At 41.1% G+C, this 20357-nt stretch carries 23 protein-coding genes and 1 pseudogene; 13 read left to right on the top strand and 11 right to left on the bottom strand.

Going from position 1 to position 20357, the window contains the following annotated elements; genetic code table 11:
• A pseudogene (locus ABI367_RS16080) lies at window positions 1–204 on the top strand (hypothetical protein); the annotation flags it as partial.
• 116 nt (window positions 205–320) lie between these two features.
• Window positions 321–1184, top strand: a complete 864-nt coding sequence (locus tag ABI367_RS16075; RefSeq protein ID WP_462232107.1) for an aldose 1-epimerase family protein — start codon at window positions 321–323, stop codon at window positions 1182–1184.
• Between the two features lie 106 nt (window positions 1185–1290).
• Here ABI367_RS16075 and ABI367_RS16070 read toward each other — a convergent pair whose 3' ends face one another.
• A complete protein-coding gene (locus ABI367_RS16070) occupies window positions 1291–4110 on the bottom strand; it encodes a DNA gyrase/topoisomerase IV subunit A (RefSeq protein WP_462232105.1) in 2820 nt (939 codons plus the stop codon).
• A gap of 145 nt (window positions 4111–4255) precedes the next feature.
• On the opposite strand from ABI367_RS16070, the gene ABI367_RS16065 reads away from it, so the two are divergent.
• On the top strand, window positions 4256–4507 hold the full coding sequence (locus ABI367_RS16065) for a hypothetical protein (protein WP_462232103.1): 252 nt from the start codon (window positions 4256–4258) through the stop codon (window positions 4505–4507).
• Complete coding sequence (locus tag ABI367_RS16060) at window positions 4497–4796, top strand: type II toxin-antitoxin system RelE/ParE family toxin (protein ID WP_462232101.1); 300 nt, start codon at window positions 4497–4499, stop codon at window positions 4794–4796. Before ABI367_RS16065 ends, ABI367_RS16060 begins: the two co-directional genes overlap by 11 nt.
• Window positions 4797–4798: 2 nt before the next feature.
• On the opposite strand, the gene ABI367_RS16055 is transcribed toward ABI367_RS16060, so the two are convergent.
• The gene (locus tag ABI367_RS16055; protein WP_462232099.1) at window positions 4799–5305 is read right to left on the bottom strand and encodes a YdeI/OmpD-associated family protein; all 507 of its coding nucleotides are present in this window, start codon (window positions 5303–5305) and stop codon (window positions 4799–4801) included.
• A gap of 128 nt (window positions 5306–5433) precedes the next feature.
• Between ABI367_RS16055 and ABI367_RS16050 the strand changes: the two genes are divergently transcribed.
• On the top strand, window positions 5434–5868 hold the full coding sequence (locus ABI367_RS16050) for a hypothetical protein (protein WP_462232097.1): 435 nt from the start codon (window positions 5434–5436) through the stop codon (window positions 5866–5868).
• A 113-nt stretch (window positions 5869–5981) separates the two neighbouring features.
• On the opposite strand, the gene ABI367_RS16045 is transcribed toward ABI367_RS16050, so the two are convergent.
• From ABI367_RS16045 to ABI367_RS16030, 4 genes are all read right to left on the bottom strand, one after another.
• Window positions 5982–7046 carry a hypothetical protein gene (locus tag ABI367_RS16045; protein WP_462232095.1) on the bottom strand — a complete coding sequence of 355 codons (1065 nt, stop codon included), beginning with the start codon at window positions 7044–7046 and terminating at the stop codon, window positions 5982–5984.
• Window positions 7047–7121: 75 nt separating this feature from the next.
• On the bottom strand, window positions 7122–8009 hold the full coding sequence (locus ABI367_RS16040) for a class I SAM-dependent methyltransferase (RefSeq protein WP_462232094.1): 888 nt from the start codon (window positions 8007–8009) through the stop codon (window positions 7122–7124).
• Window positions 8010–8132: 123 nt separating this feature from the next.
• Window positions 8133–8885, bottom strand: coding sequence for an ABC transporter ATP-binding protein (locus ABI367_RS16035; RefSeq protein WP_462232092.1), 753 nt, complete (start codon window positions 8883–8885; stop codon window positions 8133–8135).
• Window positions 8882–9613: an MlaE family ABC transporter permease gene (locus ABI367_RS16030; protein ID WP_462232091.1), complete on the bottom strand. Its 732-nt coding sequence runs from the start codon at window positions 9611–9613 to the stop codon at window positions 8882–8884. Before ABI367_RS16030 ends, ABI367_RS16035 begins: the two co-directional genes overlap by 4 nt.
• Window positions 9614–9847: 234 nt before the next feature.
• Between ABI367_RS16030 and ABI367_RS16025 the strand changes: the two genes are divergently transcribed.
• The 3 genes from ABI367_RS16025 to ABI367_RS16015 are packed head-to-tail and all read left to right on the top strand — an operon-like array spanning window position 9848 to window position 12054.
• Window positions 9848–10552 carry an SDR family oxidoreductase gene (locus ABI367_RS16025; protein ID WP_462232089.1) on the top strand — a complete coding sequence of 235 codons (705 nt, stop codon included), beginning with the start codon at window positions 9848–9850 and terminating at the stop codon, window positions 10550–10552.
• An 18-nt stretch (window positions 10553–10570) separates the two neighbouring features.
• Entirely contained in the window at window positions 10571–11098 is a 528-nt protein-coding gene (locus ABI367_RS16020) for a PspC domain-containing protein (protein ID WP_462232087.1), read from the top strand.
• A 2-nt stretch (window positions 11099–11100) separates the two neighbouring features.
• Entirely contained in the window at window positions 11101–12054 is a 954-nt protein-coding gene (locus tag ABI367_RS16015) for a LiaI-LiaF-like domain-containing protein (protein WP_462232086.1), read from the top strand.
• Here ABI367_RS16015 and ABI367_RS16010 read toward each other — a convergent pair.
• Window positions 12051–12671 carry an RDD family protein gene (locus ABI367_RS16010; protein ID WP_462232084.1) on the bottom strand — a complete coding sequence of 207 codons (621 nt, stop codon included), beginning with the start codon at window positions 12669–12671 and terminating at the stop codon, window positions 12051–12053. The two genes, ABI367_RS16015 and ABI367_RS16010, sit on opposite strands and share 4 nt — an antisense overlap.
• 77 nt (window positions 12672–12748) lie before the next feature.
• On the opposite strand from ABI367_RS16010, the gene ABI367_RS16005 reads away from it, so the two are divergent.
• Both ABI367_RS16005 and ABI367_RS16000 read left to right on the top strand, forming a co-directional pair.
• On the top strand, window positions 12749–13021 hold the full coding sequence (locus ABI367_RS16005; RefSeq protein ID WP_462232082.1) for a DUF2442 domain-containing protein: 273 nt from the start codon (window positions 12749–12751) through the stop codon (window positions 13019–13021).
• Window positions 13008–13268, top strand: a complete 261-nt coding sequence (locus ABI367_RS16000) for a DUF4160 domain-containing protein (RefSeq protein WP_462232080.1) — start codon at window positions 13008–13010, stop codon at window positions 13266–13268. The genes ABI367_RS16005 and ABI367_RS16000 overlap by 14 nt, the downstream gene beginning before the upstream one ends.
• A 2-nt stretch (window positions 13269–13270) precedes the next feature.
• Here the strand turns inward: ABI367_RS16000 and ABI367_RS15995 are convergent, their stop codons facing one another.
• A complete protein-coding gene (locus tag ABI367_RS15995; RefSeq protein WP_462232078.1) occupies window positions 13271–13732 on the bottom strand; it encodes a hypothetical protein in 462 nt (153 codons plus the stop codon).
• 82 nt (window positions 13733–13814) lie between these two features.
• Between ABI367_RS15995 and ABI367_RS15990 the strand changes: the two genes are divergently transcribed.
• The 3 genes from ABI367_RS15990 to ispG are packed head-to-tail and all read left to right on the top strand — an operon-like array spanning window position 13815 to window position 16325.
• Window positions 13815–14003 (top strand): DUF2683 family protein, encoded by a 189-nt coding sequence (locus ABI367_RS15990; protein ID WP_462232076.1) that lies wholly within the window; start codon window positions 13815–13817, stop codon window positions 14001–14003.
• Window positions 14000–14269 carry a Txe/YoeB family addiction module toxin gene (locus ABI367_RS15985; RefSeq protein ID WP_462232074.1) on the top strand — a complete coding sequence of 90 codons (270 nt, stop codon included), beginning with the start codon at window positions 14000–14002 and terminating at the stop codon, window positions 14267–14269. Before ABI367_RS15990 ends, ABI367_RS15985 begins: the two co-directional genes overlap by 4 nt.
• Window positions 14270–14306: 37 nt before the next feature.
• Window positions 14307–16325, top strand: coding sequence for a (E)-4-hydroxy-3-methylbut-2-enyl-diphosphate synthase (gene ispG, locus ABI367_RS15980; protein ID WP_462232073.1), 2019 nt, complete (start codon window positions 14307–14309; stop codon window positions 16323–16325).
• On the opposite strand, the gene ABI367_RS15975 is transcribed toward ispG, so the two are convergent.
• The 3 genes from ABI367_RS15975 to ABI367_RS15965 form a co-directional block, all read right to left on the bottom strand.
• On the bottom strand, window positions 16322–16999 hold the full coding sequence (locus ABI367_RS15975) for a hypothetical protein (protein WP_462232071.1): 678 nt from the start codon (window positions 16997–16999) through the stop codon (window positions 16322–16324). The two genes, ispG and ABI367_RS15975, sit on opposite strands and share 4 nt — an antisense overlap.
• A 193-nt stretch (window positions 17000–17192) precedes the next feature.
• Window positions 17193–17618, bottom strand: coding sequence for a PepSY-like domain-containing protein (locus ABI367_RS15970; RefSeq protein ID WP_462232069.1), 426 nt, complete (start codon window positions 17616–17618; stop codon window positions 17193–17195).
• Window positions 17619–17699: 81 nt separating this feature from the next.
• Window positions 17700–20162 (bottom strand): TonB-dependent receptor, encoded by a 2463-nt coding sequence (locus ABI367_RS15965; protein WP_462232067.1) that lies wholly within the window; start codon window positions 20160–20162, stop codon window positions 17700–17702.
• Window positions 20163–20357: the final 195 nt, after the last annotated feature.

Genomic DNA, 20357 nt, shown 5'->3' with positions numbered 1-20357 from the left:
AGCGCATTATACGATAACAAACCAGCCGAAGGAAATCGTACCACAACTACTGAGCGATTAAAAAAGCAATTTGGCAACCGCTACATTGTACTTCCCAACCCTGCTTATGGCGATTTTGAAAATGCACTGTTTAAATTTAAAAAGCTTACCAACGCACAAAAGGATTCGGTGATACACGCATCTGTAAAAACCTATAAGCAATAATTCCGTACACTTTTTCCGAACGCAAAGACAGTTATATCGGGTTTTTACAGATAAAATAAACAAGAAATAGCTATTGGTTGTTGTAAAACAAATACCTTAGCAAAAACCTCATACCAATGACTATTATTGAGAACGACCTTTATAAAATTGCTATACGCAACCAGGGCGGCGAGCTTATTTCATTTATTAATAAAGAAACCGGAACTGAACATTTGTGGCAGGCCAATCCGCAATGGCAATGGCACGCGCCTAACTTGTTCCCTATAATTGGTGCCCTCGTTAATAATGAGTTGATGGTAAATGGCAGGTCCTACCCTATGGCCAGGCACGGTTTTAACCGCCAGTCGGAATTATTGTTAATTAGTTCTGATTCCCAATCAGCTAAATATTCTCTGCCTTATTGCGAAAAAACGCTGGCTGTTTACCCTTATAAATTTGATTTCCAGATACATTATGACCTGATAGATACTGCCTTGCGTATTACCTACAAAGTGATAAACCTGGATAAAAAAGATATTTATTTCTCGGTAGGCGGGCATCCCGCATTTAACGTGCCTTTTAACAAAGGCGAAAGCTATGAAGACTATTACCTGGAGTTTGATGTTAAGGAAAAGCTGGAAACACACCTGCTATCTGCCGAAGGTACACTTAGCGGAAAAACGGCGCCGGTAGCATTAGATGGTAACAAGCTACATTTAACCCGCGATATGTTTAATAACGATGCGCTGATATTTAAAAATATGCGCTCAAGGATGGTGACCATTAAAAGCACTAAACATGACCAATCACTTTCGGTAGAGTTTCCGCACTTTAATTATTTAGGTATTTGGGCAAAACCGGGTGCCGATTTTGTTTGTATTGAACCCTGGGCAGGTGTTGCTGATACTGCCGGTAAACAGGTTGATATCAGTCAAAAGGAAGGTATCCAAACCCTGCATATAGGGCACGTATTTGAAGCGGCTTATTATATAAGCTTGTAGCAAACTCTTTTTTTACTGTCATTTCGAACGTAGAGAGAAATCTATACACGAGTTGGATTTGTATGTGTATAGATTCTTCGCTACGCTCAGAATGACAATTGTTTACTTAAAACAACCCCAACTGCCCTTTATCATCTATCTCAATATCATCCGGGTTGGTGATCTCGAAATCTACTTTTTTATGCTGTACCTCTTCTGCAGGTTTGGCAGGATCTTCCGTTATAGCACCAGATGGTTCAATTAATACTTCGGGCTTTACTATAGGTTTTTCTGCTGTGGGTTTTGGTGCAGGTGCAACAATCTCTTCTACAACTTCAGGAGCAACATCTGCCACCATTTTATCTTCAGGGGTAATGATGATCTCTGTATCAGCTACCGATTCCGGTTCAGCATCTGGCACATCTGATTCCTCGTAATGCCCGGCAATCAATGTTACTGCTTGTACCATATTGGCAGATAGACGGTTACCCATAGCTTTCATGCCTTTTACATCAATCAGATCAGCCAGATTAAGCTCAACGGTTTCGGGCGTTTTAGTAGCTCCTTTTAGCTGATCAACCTTAACAACAGGTTGTGCAGCACCTGATATCAATACCATTTTTGAACCGGCTTCATCGCTGATAACGCTGGTTTGCCTGCCTATAACCGTGTTTTCAAAAGCGAATCGTTTAACCAGGTAATTTTTTGACTTACCATCGTAATGTACCACCGAGTAAATTTTATCGGGGTTATATTTTTCAATGATGATCATTTTATCATCAAAGTGGTTACTGAGGTCAAAGCTGGTTAATTCATAAGTACCGTTGCTAAATACGGTCAATATGCGGTCGTCGCCATCAAACTCGCCTAAATATTTACCGCGGCTATCGGCATTTAAGCGTTTTAAAATATCGTCATACCAAATTTTACGTCCGGCCAGGGTTGATATGCCTTTGCTTTTCAGCACTATTTTTTTAACGGGGTATTTGGTAACTATATTCCCCATGGAGTTACGACCCTTAATAGCCACCTGCGCAAAATCTTCATCAAACTGCAGCTTCTTCAATTTTGCGTGTGGTTTTAGCTGAATGTTTACCACCTCGGCCTCGCCATTCGGGTTGGCGCTAAAGTACAATACCGTAGTGCCTTTAGTGCCTTTGGTTAGGTCGTACTCCTTATCGCGGGTAACGCCTACTACCGAGAACCGTTTAATATAACTTACACCACTTTGCCCGTCTTTGTATATCATATTGTAAACGGTGCGCTCATCGCCTTTTTTAAACACGGCCACGTGCAAAATATCCTTGCCTACAAAAACCTTGTCCTGTACTTTAGTAATCATACAGCGCCCATCCGCGCGGAACACAATGATCTCATCAATATCCGAGCAATCACCCACAAACTCATCCTTTTTTAATCCTGTGCCTATAAAGCCATCTACTTTGTTTACATAAAGTTTTACATTGGCCAATGCCACCTGCGATGCTTCTACTTTATCAAACACGCGCAACTCGGTTTTACGTCCACGGTCCTTACCGTATTTTTCCTTTAGTTTCTCAAACCAGTCAATAGTGTACTGGGTAAGGTGCTTAAGGTGATTTTTTACCGTTTTTATCTCGTTCTCCAGGTTTTTGATCTGCTCATCCGTTTTCTTTACATCAAAACGGGTAATACTGCTCATAGGTTTATCTATCAGCTTTTTATAGTCATCGGCTATTATAGGGCGATAAAATTGCGGAAAGAACGGCTCGAACAACCTGTTCAGTACCACTAAAACCTCCTCAAAACTGGTGGATGTTTCATAATCAGGGTGCTTGTACATCCCTTCCTGTATAAAAATTTTAAGCAGCGAGCTGAAGAATATTTTCTCCATCAGGTCCTTCAGCTTTATCTCCAACTCCTGTTTTAATAATTCGCGGGTAAAATGAGTGCTTTCGGTAAGCATATCATTCACACTCATAAACCGCGGTTTGTCATTTTGTATTACGCAGGTATTGGGCGATATAGATACCTCGCAATCGGTAAAAGCGTACAATGCGTCAATGGTTACATCAGGCGATATACCCGGTGCCAGGTGTATCATGATCTCCACGTTTTGCGCGGTGTTATCCTCGATTTTTTTGATCTTGATCTTACCCTTATCGTTAGCAGATATTACACTATCAATTAAACTGCCGGTGGTGGTGGTAAAAGGTATCTCGGTAATGGCCAGCGTTTTTTTATCGCGTTCCACTATTTTAGCGCGCACACGTACACGGCCACCACGCTGCCCGTCATTATATGCCGATGCATCGGCCATGCCGCCTGTAGGGAAATCAGGCAACAAATTAGGCGTTTCGCCTCGTAATACCGCAATAGAAGCGTCTAATAATTCAATAAAATTATGCGGTAATATTTTGGTAGCCAAACCTACGGCAATACCCTCGGCACCTTGCGCCAACAGCAACGGGAACTTAACCGGGAGCGTAATAGGTTCTTTATTACGTCCGTCATAGCTGGCCTGCCATACGGTTGTATCCGGGTTAAAAACAACTTCTAATGCAAATTTTGATAAGCGGGCCTCAATATAACGCGGTGCGGCAGCCGAGTCGCCGGTTACCGGGTCGCCCCAGTTGCCCTGACAGTCAATCAGCAGGTCCTTTTGCCCTATCTGCACCATGGCATCACCAATAGAAGCATCGCCATGCGGGTGATACTTCATGGTATTACCAATAACGTTGGCGGCTTTGTTAAAGCGCCCGTCGTCCATTTCTTTAAGCGAGTGCAGTATGCGGCGCTGTACAGGTTTTAACCCGTCATTTATATGCGGAACGGCACGGTCAAGAATTACATACGAGGCGTAATCCAGGAACCAGTTTTCGTATAACCCGTCGAGCGAGGTAACATTATGTTTTTTATCGTCGTTATTGGTGGTAGTATGCTCGTTCGGGGTCAGATCTTCACTCATTAGTAACTAAAAAATTTGGATAGATAAAGATAAGGTAATGTGTAGATATGCGGGTGTCCAGATGTGTAGATTTTATGCACACTTTGGAAGATTTACACATAAAACGATGACTATTATTTAATATAATATTTAGTAAATTTGATATATGACAACAATCACTGTAGAAATTGATAAAGAAGAAGACCTGTCGGCCCTGCAAGAAGTGTTAGGCAAAATGGGACTGAAGTATCATGTAGAGGAAGAAGATGATGATTGGGGAGATTTGCCTGAAGCTGCAATTGAAGGAATAAAAGCCGGATTGGCTGATTTGGAGGCGGGGCGGACGCATTCTCATGAATACGTAATGGGTGAAATAGATAAAAAAATAGCCGAGTTCCGTAAAACAAATGGCCGATAAAAATCTGCGATGGTCTGAAAGGGCCTTAGAAGAAAACAGGCAACTATTTGATTATTTGTTAAACGAGTGGGGTGTAGAAATAGCATTAAGAGTTAGAGAACAAATAGATAGCACCGCTAAACGTATACAAGATGCGCCCGAACACTTTCAAATATTTATAAAAACCAGAAATATTCGTCGTTGCGTTATTTCTCCGCAAACCTCATTGTTTTTTCGGGTATCAAAAAAAGAGGTCGAAATTATGTCAGTTTTTGATAACAGGCAAAGTCCTAAAAAACGCAAGTTGTAAAATTATTCCTTCTTCATTTCCCGTATCATTACGTTATATGACCATTTACGCAGCATGGCATTCACGGTATTGATAATGCGCTTTGCCCGGGTTTCGCTGGTTTTGGCATCGGTTATCCATTTTATAAAATAGTTTCGGTGCGACATAGGTAGGCTATTAAATTGCACCAAAGCTTCCGGGTCAAAATCAAAACAATCCTGCAGGTCGGCCGGCATTTCTACTTTAAAATCTTTATGTTCTTCCAGTTTTACGGCAAGCATTGCACCTGCCTCTTTATGAATGCTTTTACGTATTTCGGTTTTTAAAGGGATGATAAACTTGCCTTCGCCCATAGGTAATAATGCGCACCCGGATATTGCATAATTATCTAACATCCCTTTTACACGGAATGACTTTTTATTGCCTGGTTTTAGCTGCTGCGCAATGTCGGCAGGTACTTCAATATACCGCCAACCGGTTTTTTCGCCTTGCTCACCAAATTGCAAAATCATAGCGTTAAACTGTACCATAATTATAAAATGTTAAAAAATAACGCCAAATGTTAAATTTTAATTAAATGTAAAATTAATTGTAACGTAAGCATTACAATCCATGTCTTATCGGTATAAAAAAAATAAATAACCTTAAATACAATATTATGAAAATTTTAAAATCAATTATGCTGGGCTTAGCATTGCTTGCTGTTTGTAACATAGCGGGAGCAACAAATAAAAGTGTCGATAAACCAACTAAATTAGAAGTGTTGGATGTGTTTATAAATGCAGCCGCTCATGGCAAAATTGCCGGGCTTGAAAACGTGCTTGACAACGACCTTGAATTTAATATGAAACGGGGCGAGCGAACTATTACAGTTAATAAAACACAGGCGCTTGACTTTTATAAGGCTAGTGAGAATATTGAGCAGGCATGTAAATGCAGCTCTTCGACCATAGAGGATACCGACTGGTATACCATAATGAAAGTTGAAATGAAATATGATACCTATACCCGTATTAACGTGGTAACTATTAAAGATACCGCTTCGGGATGGAAAATTACCAAAGTAGATACTTCGGTAGTTAACAATGCCTAAAAAATTTATTTGATTAGCACTTAAAAGCAGAAAGGGCTTTGATATTCATCAAAGCCCTTTCTGCTTTCTGCTTTCTGCTTTCTGCTTTCTGCTTTCTGCTTTCTGCTTTCTGCTTACTGGTACTGAATATAAATAGGGGCGGGTTTGTATTTTAAAACCTCGGCAGGGGTAAGCATGTGGTGAGGCGCTTTCTTTAAATCGTTTTTATAAAACAACTTAAATCCGGTAAACTGTACCGGTTCGGGGTTAATAAAGCCGCGGTAAGTACCCAGTTTTAAATCAGGCTCGCCCCATCCGTCCATATTCATTACTACTTGTACCTCTTTATGCAGTTTAATATTTTTATAGTTGGTTACCATTTTTTTGGTGAAACGGTGAACAATTAAAATTTTTGGAGGCAGGTTGTATTTCCTTACAATACCGGCCAGGTAATTTGAGGCAAAGTTTATATCGGTCGCATCATAAGTGCCAATTTTTTTGCCCGGTTTTGAGCCATCCTTCATTGAAAATTCAGGGTCCATACCAAAATGTACTTGTGGCATAGCCAGGTATTTTTCCAACAAAGGCAATTCAGACTGTATGTTACTTAAAGCTACCTGCACATCTAAAAATACAATGGCGTGGGCTTTTTTGGCTAATGCCAGCACGCTATCTATCTGTTTAAAAGGCATACGGTAACGGTATTTTCCGTCCTTGCCGCCATCGCCCTGCGCAACTACCGCAATATAATGCAATGCGGGTTGTACCGGGGTTTTAGGGTCGGCGCGTTCCCAGTTCTTTACTTCGCCTTTTAATTTGGCCAGCATCTCGTTTGGAGGTAATTCACCCAAAATGCCCATTCTTTTTGAATACAGGTTGCCATAAAAAGCTACTATCCTTTTAAATGGAAGTATAGCGCCATCCAAGGGGTAAGGAGCATTTTTTACAGGCCAACGTCCGGATGTATCTCCGTTTGCCAATCGTTTTGATAAAGAATCGTACAATTTCTTATCAAGAGGAGGATAGACAATACCGGTTTTTGATACGGTATCTTCGACCGCCGCCGTAGTAGTTGTTGAAACCGAGGCTGCGCTTTTTGTAGTTGTGTTTTTGCTGCTGCTTTGTCCGCCGCAATTGGAGAACAGCATGATCAGCATAACCAGGAATAGGTTAGAAAAAATCAGGGTTTTAAATTTCATAAAATATGATGGGGTGTATGCGGTATTAATTAAATATTTAATAAGTTGTTGTAAATATAATATTGCTAAAGTTAATTAACGTTTATTTTTATAAAACTTTCCAAACACCCCTAAAGGTAATTTTACACCTGATGTAGCTTGCAAATAAAGCTCGCCTATTTCCAAATTCTCCACTTTAGGGAACGCGCTTTTAATCAGGTTCTCTACTATTACTGCCGAGAAGCCCAATGAGTAGGTGTTCAGTATTAAAAAATGCTCTTCGGGGTCAAGCAGTTGTACCACATCCTGCATCATTTCGTTAATATGATCTTCCAGTTTCCACTTCTCGCCGTTGGGGCCGTGGCCGTAAGCAGGTGGGTCAAGTATAATACCATTATACTTTTTGCCGCGTTTAACTTCGCGCTTTACAAACTTCAGGGCATCCTCAACTACCCACCGGATATTGCTGAGGCCCGATAGTTCCTGATTTTCATTACCCCAGGTAACCACTTGTTTTATAGAGTCCACGTGCGTGGTATCAGCACCTGCCGCCCGTGCAATTAATGATGCGCCGCCGGTATAGGCAAACAGGTTAAGCACTTTAGGCTCGGGTGTTTTAAAGCTTTTGATGTTATGCGATATATAATCCCAGTTTACCGCCTGCTCGGGGAATATACCCAAGTGCTTAAACGAAGTTAACGCCAGGCGAAACTTGATAGCCGCATCGTCATTTTTATATTCAATATGCCATCGGTCAGGAGTAGCCGGTTTTTTCTTTACCCACTCGCCCGATGTTGCCGAACGACCCTTAAATTTTATATGATGCAAACGTTGCCACTCCGACGCGGGTAAAACCTTGCTCCACACGGCTTGCGGTTCCGGGCGTATCAAAATCACATTGCCAAAGCGTTCCAACTTCTCAAAATCGCCGCAATCAATCAGTTCGTAATCTTTCCAGTGGGTAGGGGTAAGGAGTTGGATCATGTGGTCAGTTTGCAGTTGTGAGTTGGCAGTTTTCAGTTTAAGCTAATGCCTTTGTTTTTGCAAATATAGTTATTATGATAAAAAGGGTATGCTGCAAACTGCACACTAATAACTGCTAACTAACTAAAGCTTCGCTTTCGCTGCCTGCATAAATTTACTGGCAAATACAAAATCGTTCAGTTCTTTATTGTCGGTATGGGCAATTTCTTTGTTGCTGCCTTCCCACCATTTTTCGCCGTTATGCAAAAATATCACATGGTCGCCAATGCCCATTACCGAGTTCATATCGTGCGTTACAATTACGGTGGTTATTTTATATTCTTCGGTTAATTCATTTATTAAATCATCTATCAGGATGGCTGTTTTTGGGTCCAGGCCCGAGTTAGGCTCATCAACAAACAGATACTTGGGCTGCATGGATATGGCACGGGCAATACCTACCCTTTTTTTCATACCGCCTGATAATTCTGACGGCATAAGTTTATTTGTACCCTCCAAATCAACTCTTTTCAGGCAAAAATTGGCGCGTTCCAGTTTTTCGGCATGGGTTTTATCGGTAAACAAATTAAGCGCGAACATGATGTTTTCTTCAACCGACATGGAATCAAACAGCGCCGAGTTTTGGAAAAGCATCCCAATTTCTGTGCGAATGGGTACACGTTCTTCGAAAGACATTTTTGTAAAATCCTGCCCGTCAAATATAACACTGCCTTTGGTGGGAGGATGCAACCCAACAATACATTTTAATAAAGTAGTTTTACCCGAACCCGAACTGCCAATGATCAGGCTGTTTTTGCCCGGTAAAAATTTAGCGCTGATATCTTTTAGCACTTCGTTTTCGCCAAAGGTTTTATAAATGTTTTTGATCTCGATCATAACAACATGCTTGATATTAAAAGGTCAGCAAATAATATCATGATACAACTATAAACAACGCCGCGTGTGGCCGATTCGCCCACCTGCAACGCGCCGCCTTCGGTATAAAAACCATTGTAGGCACATACCGAAGTAATAATAAACCCAAACACAACTGACTTTACCGCGCACACGGTAACTATAACCGGGTTAAAACCATCCTGCAAACCTTGTACGAATTCGGCAGGTGCAATATCGCCTGTTATTACGCAGGCCAGGTAGCCCCCGGTTAAGCCTAATGCTACCGATACAATGATAAGCAATGGTATCATGCTGATGCCCGAAATAATTTTAGGCGCTATTAAAAACCCTGGCGCATTTACGCCCATTATTTCAAGTGCGTCTATCTGTTCGGTTACACGCATGGAGCCAATTTGCGAGGCTATACTCGAGCCTACACGTCCCGCTAAAACCAGCGCCGATATGGTTGGACTGAATTCGAGTATGGTCGAGTCGCGCGAGATACCGCCGGCAATACTGCGCGGCACCAGCGGACTTGATAACTGGAATGCTACCTGTATGGTTGCAACCGCACCAATAAAAACAGATATGATACAAATAATACCCAACGAGCCAATACCTACTGATACCATTTCGCGCATTACCTCGGTCCAGTACACACTAAACTTTTCGGGTTTTTTAAAACTTAACTTTAAAAGAAGGATATATCTGCCTAAACTTTGAAACATGCTTTGTTATAAATCGATATAAAAATACGTTTTTGACCTGAACCCCGAGCGAAGAAAAGGACATTGTATTACAAACTTATTAACCCAATATAGTAGTATTTGTTTATTGCTGTAATAATATGCCGCCAAATTGAGACCAAAATTCCCCTGCCTATATTATTATTTCACCGACTATTAAACCCCGTTCCCCGATTTACCTGCATAACATCTATTAAATATAGCTACTTTTATTCTATGAATAACGCGTTAATAACCGGGGCAACCAAAGGCATGGGCCGTGCAATTGCAATAGCATTTGCCAAACAGGGTGTAAACCTGGCTATATGTTCACGGAGCGCCAATGACTTGTCATCATTTAAAACCGAGCTGCTGCAAATAAATGCTGACATTAAAGTGTTTACAGCGGTGGCTGATGGCAGCAAAAAAAATGAACTATTGCAATTTGCGGTTGCTGCCGAAAGCGAATTGGGTTTTATTAGCGTGCTGATTAATAGCCTGGGTACTTATAAATATGCCAGTATACTTGACGAAGTGGACGGCGATTTTGAAACCATGCTAAACACTAACTTAATGCCTGCCTATGAGCTTTACCGTTTTTTTGGTAAAAAAATGATAGCCAAAGGCAGCGGGCATATTTTTAATATATGCTCGGTAGCGGCATTGGATGTGATACCACAAGCCGGAAGTTATAGTGTAAGCAAAGCGGCACTGCTTAGTCTTACTAACGTAATGAGACTTGAAATGCAACCGCATGGCATAAAAGTTACCGCCGTTATACCGGGCTCGACATTTACCAACTCGTGGAAAGGTATGGATGTTGATCAAGACAGCATGGTACAGCCGGAAGATATTGCCAGCGCTATTATCAATATTTATACTATGAGCACAGGCGCCAATGTTGACGAAATAATTATTAAACCCGTTAAAGGGCAGTTGTAAAAAATAAAAAAAATTAAAATGGAAAAGAAGCTATACAGAGACCAGCAGCACAAGGTAATAGGTGGTGTTTGCGCAGGTTTGGCAGATTATTTTGACATTGATGTAAGCATAGTGCGGGTTATATTTTTGGCCTCGCTTATATTAAAAGGCGGCGGATTTTTGATATACATTATCCTGATGATCGTGTTGCCTAAAAAGAACTACATATTTAACGACCCAACGGTTGATTATAAAGTGCCGCCCGATCCGATGGGGTATAACCCGGCCCATGATCCGTTTGTTACTAAACGCCGGTCAAACGGTACAGTTATAGCGGGTACTATACTAATTGTTATTGGCGCTATATTTTTGCTTAACCAGTTTGATTTTATACCTGATATTGATTTCAGCATTACGTGGCCGGCGGTATTGATAGCGGCAGGGCTGGTGGTTATTTTTTCGCGCAGGGAAAGGCAACCCTGGAAAGACGCTACCTGGGCTGAAACGAAAAAACAGGAAGCCCCAAAAACTGATGAACCAATAAATGATAACCCTCCAACTGAATAATCATGAGAGATAATAGAATTATACCAGGCGTAGTACTGGTACTTATCGGAACAGCATTTTTACTTAATAACTACGGCGTCATTAGCCTGCACTGGCACAACTTTTTTTCATTGTGGCCCATATTTATAGTAATAGCAGGTGTTAACCTGTTGTTTGCACACAACCGCTCAGTATGGGCAACCGTCATTAAATTAATTGTAATTGTGGGTGGTTTGGGCATATTGTTGTTTGGCAATTTTGGCAACAGGTATAATATGTGGCCCGGTATGCATTTTGACGTTAATGATGATAACGATATGGGTAACCATGCAATAACCAAGGTAGAAGGCAATAGTAACTTTGTTGAAGCCTATACGGCTGATGCGCACCGGGTAAAGCTTAATATAAGTGGCGGCGGTACCAATTATATTTTAAAAGATACCACCAACCAATTGTTTACCGCCGATACCAGAGAGTTTTATGGCAAATATGAGTTTAACCCTAACATGACCGACTCGGTAAAAGTGCTTAATTTTAAAATGAGCAATAGCCACGGTAACTTTAATTGGGGGGATAATAAAAAATCAAACTCGGCTACCATGAAGTTAAATATAAATCCCGAGTGGGATATTAATATAAACGCGGGGGCTACCAGTCTTGATTTTGATTTGTCTAAATTTAAGATACGATCATTAGATATAAACGGCGGTGCGGCATCATTTGATGTAAAACTGGGTCAGCCGCTTAACGAGAGTACTATTAAGGTTTCTACCGGGGTATCTGATGTAAATATAAGTATTCCTAAAAACGCGGCTTGCAGCATTAAGAAGCACTCGGGTCTTTCATCAAGTAATTTTGAAGGGTTTGTTAAGCAGGATGACGGCAATTATGAAACCCCCGGCTTCGCGACAGCAAAAAATAAATTCTACATTAAAATAAACGGGGGCGTATCTGATTTTAATGTAACTAAATATTAATTGGTTTTAATAATGTAAGCGTTAGCCAAATTATCATACCATTGTTGCTTGTACTCGCTAAACAACATACTTAAATAAGGCACCAGTAAAACCAACGATAATATGGAGCCCAAATTGCGGCCCGCGGATCTGATGAACCCAATTTTTTGACCATTGGCATCAACTACCCGCAGGCCGCATATTTTTTTGCCAATGCTGCCCTGCCAGCCGGTTAGCTCAAACAGGGTGTTGTATATCAAATAAGTCACATAAAATACGGCTTGTATCATCATAACCGTATTGGATGGCGGCATAACAAATCTACCCGATGTTACCGTCGGCAATACCAGCATACCGCTTTCAACCGCCGCCACTTCAATAAGTATTACCAGCAGTATATAATCAATAAAAAAAGCCAGTATGCGCCAGCCGGCAGTTGCCAGGTTATCCTGTGTAGGGAAGTAAACCCCTTTGCTTTCAAAATATTCGTAAAACTCAGGCAGTTCAGACGCGTACTGCCACTCGTTGGTAGGGGTTAGTACTTTGGTATGTATATCAATATCCTTCTCTACCAACTCATCAAACGTAAAAGGGCCTGATTGTATCTCGTTTTCTAAAATGTAGTATTGGTTATTCATTATTAAGTATAAAACGTTTGAAAGGTAAATAAGATTTATAAATATTCCATATATTAGCTATAATAAGTTATTAAGACATGAAAGTAACCAGTGTAAATGCAATACCTGACTTTAAATTGCACGTTGTATTTGATGACGGTGTTTCGGGGGTTGTTGATTTAAAGGGGTTTATTCAACACGGATTGTTTACGGATTTAAAAGACGAACAGCTATTTAGTAAAGTATATACAACAGGTTATTCAATAGCCTGGAGCGATGAGTTAGAGATAGATGCAATAAATATCTATGCTGAAATACTAAATAAAACACCCCAGGAAATACTTTCTGCTTTAAGCTATGCCACAAATTAGTTTTTTCTTAGGCATTATTATCAGAATGTTTTATCGCGATCATAACCCGCCACATTTTCATGCTGTTTATGCCGAGCACGAGGCATTGGTTGATATCAATAAATTAGAATTAATAGGCGGCAGCCTGCCCCCAAGAGTTTTGGGTTTAGTAATAGAATGGGCGATGTTGCACCAACAGGAACTTCTCAATAACTGGGACAAGGCTAAACAGCAAGAGCCACTGACTCAAATAGCTCCTTTAGTTTAATTTTACCTCAACTTGGTCATTTCCTCAAAATAAGCCTGTGTGGTTTGGCATATTTCTAAATCATTACCCTGCACCCAATTCAGGTTTATAGCAATCTCTTTACCATAATCGGTTTCTTCTTTCAGGTCAATAACCATTTTTGTCCTGCGGCCCTGTTCAAAGTTTATAGCGGCAATATCCTTCCAACTTATTTCAACTTTGCGTATATAATCGGCAATACCCTCCGGGTTCAACTCAAGAGCGGCGCGTTTTGTTAAGGCTGGCAGCAGACGGTTAATAAAAATAAATATGATTTGGGCGATGAATATAAGGTCGGCAGTGCCAATAATTAACCAGCTAACGGTTATTCCGGCCATATAGGCTGTTTTAAAGTTAGTGGCCGTAATTATTAAAAATATCAGCGGCACCACCATGCGCGTTAAAGCAGCATTGATATTGTAAGGATATTTAATAGTCTCGTACATTGGGTTAAAAGTAGTGATATTTAATAATGAGATTGATTTTTAATCGTTTTTTATCATGAAAATAAATTAAATTTGTATATATATGGAAACACTTATCGTTCATCCAGATAATAAAGAGCAATTGTCTGCTTTAAAAGCTTTCATGAAAGCTTTTAAAATATCTTTTGAAGAAAAAACTTCTTACGACCCAGATTTCGTTGCAAAAATACAAGAAAGTAGAGAGCAGGTGAAAAGGGGAGAAACCAGGACAATCAATATAGCTGATCTGTGATCATAGAATTTACCAAACAAGCTGATCTTGATTTGGAATATTTTAAAAAGTCGGGTAATCTGCAAACAATAAAAAAAATTAAGAAATTACTACAATCCATAAGTGATACTCCTTTTGCAGGCATTGGCCAGCCGGAACCGTTGAAACATCAACTTTCTGGAACTTGGTCGCGGCGTATTAACCGTGAACATAGAGTTATTTACGAAGTAGATGATAATACTGTTTATGTACTCTCTTTAAAAGGTCATTATAACCCTAAGTCTTAATAGTATTATCCTTAAATTTGCACAAAAATAATACTGCATGAGTGTTGATGCTGCCAAACTGCAAGGCCGTTACTGTAATTCGTTGTTTGACTATTCGCGTTTTATAACCCGCGAGGTTTTTATTGGCGATGTGCCTATGGGTGGTAACAATCCCATACGTATACAAAGCATGACCACTACCGATACCATGGATACCCTGGGTACGGTTGAGCAATCCATCCGCATGGTTGATGCCGGTTGCGAGTATGTTCGCATTACCGCACCAAGCATTAAAGAGGCCCAAAATCTGGCCGAAATTAAAAAACAATTGCGCCAGCGCGGTTACACCGTACCGCTGGTAGCCGATATACATTTTACCCCCAACGCTGCCGAAGTTGCCGCACGCATAGTTGAGAAAGTGCGCGTAAACCCCGGCAACTATGCCGATAAAAAGAAATTTGACCAGCTTGACTATACCGACCTGGAGTATAAGGGCGAACTGGAACGCATCTATCAAAAATTTGCGCCGTTGGTAAAGGTTTGTAAGGAGTATGGCACCGCCATGCGTATTGGTACCAATCATGGCTCACTGTCTGATCGTATCATGAGCCGTTATGGCGATACACCGCAGGGTATGGTAGAGTCGGCAATGGAGTTTATCAGGATGTGCGAGTTGTTGAATTACCAGAATTTGGTAGTATCCATGAAATCAAGCAATCCGCAGGTAATGGTGCAGGCTTATCGTTTACTGGTGGAGACCATGGTAGCCGAAGGCATGAACTACCCGCTTCACCTGGGCGTAACAGAAGCCGGCGACGGCGAGGATGGGCGTATCAAATCTGCCGTAGGTATTGGTACGTTGCTTGAAGATGGCCTGGGCGATACCGTACGTGTATCCCTAACCGAAGAACCCGAAGCCGAGGCCCCGGTGGCTATTGCTTTAGTGGAGAGATATTCCAAGCGAAAAGCAGAGAGCGAAAAGCAGAAAGCAGAAGAAAAAGAACTTTCAGCTTCCAGCTTTCAGCCTTCAGCTCATAATCCCTACGAATACAAAAAACGCGAAACTTACGAGGCCAACGCTTTTATAGGCGGGCACATGGTGCCGCGTGTGGTAGCTGATATATCGAAAGCTAATTTAAAAGATCCGGCTATATTAAACGCGGTAGGTTACCTGTACTCGCCCATGCTGGATAAATATAATATGGCCGAACAATCGGTTGATTTTGTTTATCTGGCGGATGAGTTGCCCTCATTTACCTTACCCGGCAACTTAAAGCAGTTGTATAATTACGCCACCTGGCAAAAACTGGCAGACAAAACTCTTTGTCATCCGCTGTTTACTTTGCAGGAATATATTGGTGATATTGATCGTTCATCAGCGCTAAACCTGGTCAGCATAAAACCTGCTGATATCGATTCGGATGCATTTGGTGAACTGCCTTTTGACCATTCATTAGTTTTTGTTTTAGAGACCGATGCCGCCCACGGCATGGCCGACCAGCGCGCCTTTTTCTTTAAAATGGAAGAACTGGAGCTGGATGTGCCGGTGATTATTAAACGGAGTTATTCTTTTGCAGCAGACCATGGACCATCGACCATGGACCATGGACAACAATTCACAACCAATCTGCAACTATATAGTGCTACCGACCTCGGCGCGTTATTGGTTGACGGCTTTGGTGATGGTATATGGATTGATGCCTCGCATATTGATACACAGACCATTACCTCAACCGCGTTTGGTATTTTGCAGGCAACCCGCTCGCGGATATCAAAAACCGAATATATATCCTGTCCAAGCTGCGGCCGTACGTTGTTTGACCTGATGGAAACCACGCAAATGATACGCAGCCGCACCAGTCATTTAAAAGGGCTAAAAATCGGCATTATGGGCTGCATAGTAAACGGTCCCGGCGAAATGGCCGATGCCGATTATGGTTACGTAGGCTCGGGTACCGATAAAATTACGCTGTACCGTGGCAAGGAAGCTGTAAAGAAAAACATCAGCGCGACAAATGCGCTGGATGAATTGATCGAGATCATCCGCGGGGATGGGAATTGGATTGAGCCGGTTTAATTGGTTTTTAACGATATAGTATAAAGAAACTCGTCAGCCGCAGCTCGCCCACCTCTTGTAGAAGGATTCCATTTGGCTTGTTTAAACATTTCCGAAATTTTTCTTTCGGTAAGGGAATCGATTTTTAACCCCGGAGTGTTGATAATGATAGCTTCTCTAATATTGCTTTGCATATCTATATCTATCGACACTAATAATTCCCCTTCTTTTTGAGTGATAATTTTCCTGATAATGTTGTTGAAAACATCCACGCCTATAATTGGTGTCGCGTGTATTGTTCTATTCTCAGGGGCTATATAAACTTCTCCTAACATTACGCTCGATACATTTGAATTTGATATTTTTTGCGCCGTTGTTGAAGGACCCGTATTTTGGGACATAGCTTTACCATTAAATAAATTAAAACCGATCAATACCATTGCGGCAGATGCCCACCTTTTCCAATAAGGCAAAATTTGTTCCGGTACTGATGCCTGTTGGCTGGTAAACCTGCCGCAAACATTATAATTATTCTCTTCCAGTACCTTAATAAAATCATCATGACTGCCTTGCGTAAAGTCGAACACTTTTTTTTGACATGATTCGCAGTTTTTACCACCAGTGGTATTGCTCATTTCGTCCCAATTGGCCTGGCAATTGAATTTGAGTTGGACGTTTGTTATTGGTTTTTTCATGTTGGGTTTAGGTTGTTTATACAATTTACGACTAACACGCACAACTTATTATAACGCCACAAACAATTTACAATTTAACCATCTCCGCAATTTAACCTTCTCTGCAAATGCTATCACAGAATCTGCGGGGACGGAATACCAAAAAAGCACCCGTTTTTTGCGGGTGCTTTTTTACGATAGCTTTTTTTGGCGCTTAGTCTTTTTTTACAAAGCTTCCTTTTTCGTCAAATATCAAATCGCCGCCTTTTACTTCGGCTTCGTAAAAAGTTTTTCCGGCGGCATCGGTAACTTTACCGGCCTCATTAATTTTAGCACCTTTAAAATGCGCGGCTACATATGGGGCAACAGCTTTTGGCAGGGCACTAACAGGGATAGCCTTAACTATTTCAACAAATACACCTGCCGGCGTAAACATCACCGAGTTATCCTCGCCCGATTTACCGCCCCAATTGGCCTCGTAGTTGCCTTTTTCTTTTTCCCAACTCACTTTGGCAGCCTGCGGATATTTACTGATCAACGCGTTTTTTACATTGGTTGGCACATCCTTACTTTTTAAATCCTGTGCCATTAGGTTGCCGGTTATAACCAGGGCAACACCTGCAAACAATAATTTTTTCATGATCTTTTTAATTTTTAATCAATTTAAAAAATCAATCTGTTAAAATGCTGTATGCAAGTTGTAGACAATTAGGATAATGCATTAATTTTCAGGTGGTGCCTGCAAGCCATTGTTATTATTGTTATCGTCTTTTTCCTTTTCCTTTTTAAACTCCAGCTTGCCAAATTTATAGCTTATACTTATCCCAAACGTACGGTATGGCACCGCGCGCAGGCTCGACTGGTTAAAGTTTGCACCTACAGTGGTTGAGCGCTGATTTACAAACTCGTTAAACGGATTGGCAGCCGTTAAACCTATGCTGGCTTTTTTATTAAGGAATTGTTTGCGCACCGCCAAATTATAAGTAAACGTGGACGGGCGAACGCCCTGTAAATTTTTTTGCGATGAGTTATAATTACCAAAAGCTTCGGCTGTAAGGTTATGCCCAAACTGGTAGGTTGCATTTAAGTTGGCACGCGCGGCAAAGCCCTTTACTGTACCAATGGTGGGGTTGGTATTACTACGCTCGCCTAACTGTATGTTGGTGCGTAAACTTAATTTACCTATTGGTAATGAACCATACATATTAAGCCCTTCTGATAATTGCGAGCCAATATTATACCGCTGATTGAGGAATACGTTTGAGTAATTGGTGCCATTAATATTTAATACCTGGGCAAAGGTGGTAAAGGTCTGCATATCGTCGGTATTATACCTGTAAGTTAAACCCGCGTAAATATTGCCGCCACCGTCAAAAGATTTGTTGTAACCTATTTCATAATTATGGCCAATCTCGGGGCGCAGGTTAGGGTTACCTGTACTGATGTTATGCGGATCGCTGATGTTATAAAAAGGGTTCAGGTCGCCGTAATCGGGCCGCTCAATACGATAAGTAAAGCTAAACTTGATAGATTGCGTTGCATCAAACTTATGCTGTAGCGTAAACGATGGCGCTATGGTATTATACGCCGGGATATGTGTTCCCGGAAAATCAGCCGTGGTCGTAGTGTACTCATCCCGCAACCCGGCTTTACCATCAATAAATTTAAATAACGAAAAGCTTGCAGATAAATAATAAGCAAACACCTTACGGCTATAGTTAAAACCGTAAGTTTGATTGGAATTTCGCCCGTAGGTTTGGTTGGCCAACAGGGTATCGGTAGTAACATTAGTATTAAGGTCTTCAAAAACACCCTTCGCCCCGGTTTCTATCAGGAAATTTTCGCTGATGGGTTGCGCGTAATCAATGGTGATATCTGTCTCCTTATTTTTACCCGGATTATTAGCCATGGAGCCTGATGAGGGGTATCCGCCTGTTAAATAATCTTGCCGCTGCGAATAATTGCTGGTGTTATTGCTGGATGAAGTAGTAAAGAGAACGTCTAATTCCTGGTCCTTAGCTTTAAACGTTTTTTTATAGCCCAAACTCATATCAACCGCATCCGATCCCGACTTGGTTTCTGAGCTGCGCAAGTTTATAATGTCTGAAAATATATTATTGCCGGCAGCCAACATTCTTTGTTGCTCCTGCGTGGTTAAACCGTTAGTATGATTATTAAAATGATTAAAACTTATACCTGCGGTCAATTCATCCTTAGGGGTTATGCTCCAGTTAAAATTTATACCCGACTGGTGGCCGCTGCGTACAAAACCGCTGTTGCCGTTTTGCAATAAATGGGTTAAAGTATCACGGGTGTTATTGTATGATAGCCTGTCGGTATTGCTGGCTGTAGTTGCGTTTAATTGTTTATTGCCGCTAAAAAACGCGTTTACGCCAAAGTTGCCTTTTCTGACATTTAAGTTAACCGAGCCATTATCCAACCGGGTACCGGCTGATACATTAACACTGCCATTAAAGCCTTGTACCTTGCTATCTTTTAATATAATATTAATAATGCCTCCGGTGCCGCTGGCATCATATTTTGCACCGGGGCTGGTTATTACCTCAATACTTTTTATCTGGCTGGCGGGTATTGATTGTAAGGCATCCGCCAGGCTGGCCCCGAAAATGCTGGATGGTTTACCATTAATTAAAAAACGGATATTAGCATCGCCCTGCAACTCCACATTGCCGTCAATATCTACATTTACCATAGGCACTTTCTTTAAAACATCAAGGGCAACACCGCCCTGCGCAGTCAGGTCGTTAGCGGCGTTATAAACCAGTTTGTCAATTTTATTTTCAACAATTGGGGTTTTAGCTACCACGTTAACCGTATTTAACTCGTTACTGGCAGGTGCAAGCACTATAGTGGGTACTACTACCGTTACTGCACTGCTATTAATAACTATATGGTCAACAGTGCTTGGCTTGTAGCCTACAAAATCAATACGCAGGCTGTATTCGCCATCGGGAATATTTTTTAATGTAAACGCACCCTTACTATCGGTTATTGTTCCATTAAAGGGGCTTGCTACCCCTGCTTTAAAAATGCTTATGGTTGCATAATCAACCGGCTCTTTAGTTTGGGCGTCAATAATTTTGCCGCTAATTTTTCCGTTTCCCTGGGCAAAAACACCAATAGAAGTACTTATAAAAAAACCTATAATTAAAAAAAATCTCATCCCGTTATCATGTTATGGCGCAAAAGTGTAGGTTAATACTGAATAAAAATTGGAGGAGGAATAAATACTTTTCCGTGCTGTCAAAACTTAATACCCTTGCCGCTGTTAACAACAACATACCCTCTGCACCGTTAATATTGAATAAAAATATTTGTGACGGTCATCATTTTATTTTACGGCAACAATCATTGCAAT

Source organism: Mucilaginibacter sp., assembly GCF_039935595.1.
Classification (GTDB): Bacteria; Bacteroidota; Bacteroidia; order Sphingobacteriales; family Sphingobacteriaceae; genus Mucilaginibacter.
The sequence above is the reverse complement of the archived record's forward strand: the minus strand, read 5'-3'. Positions and strand labels throughout refer to the sequence as shown.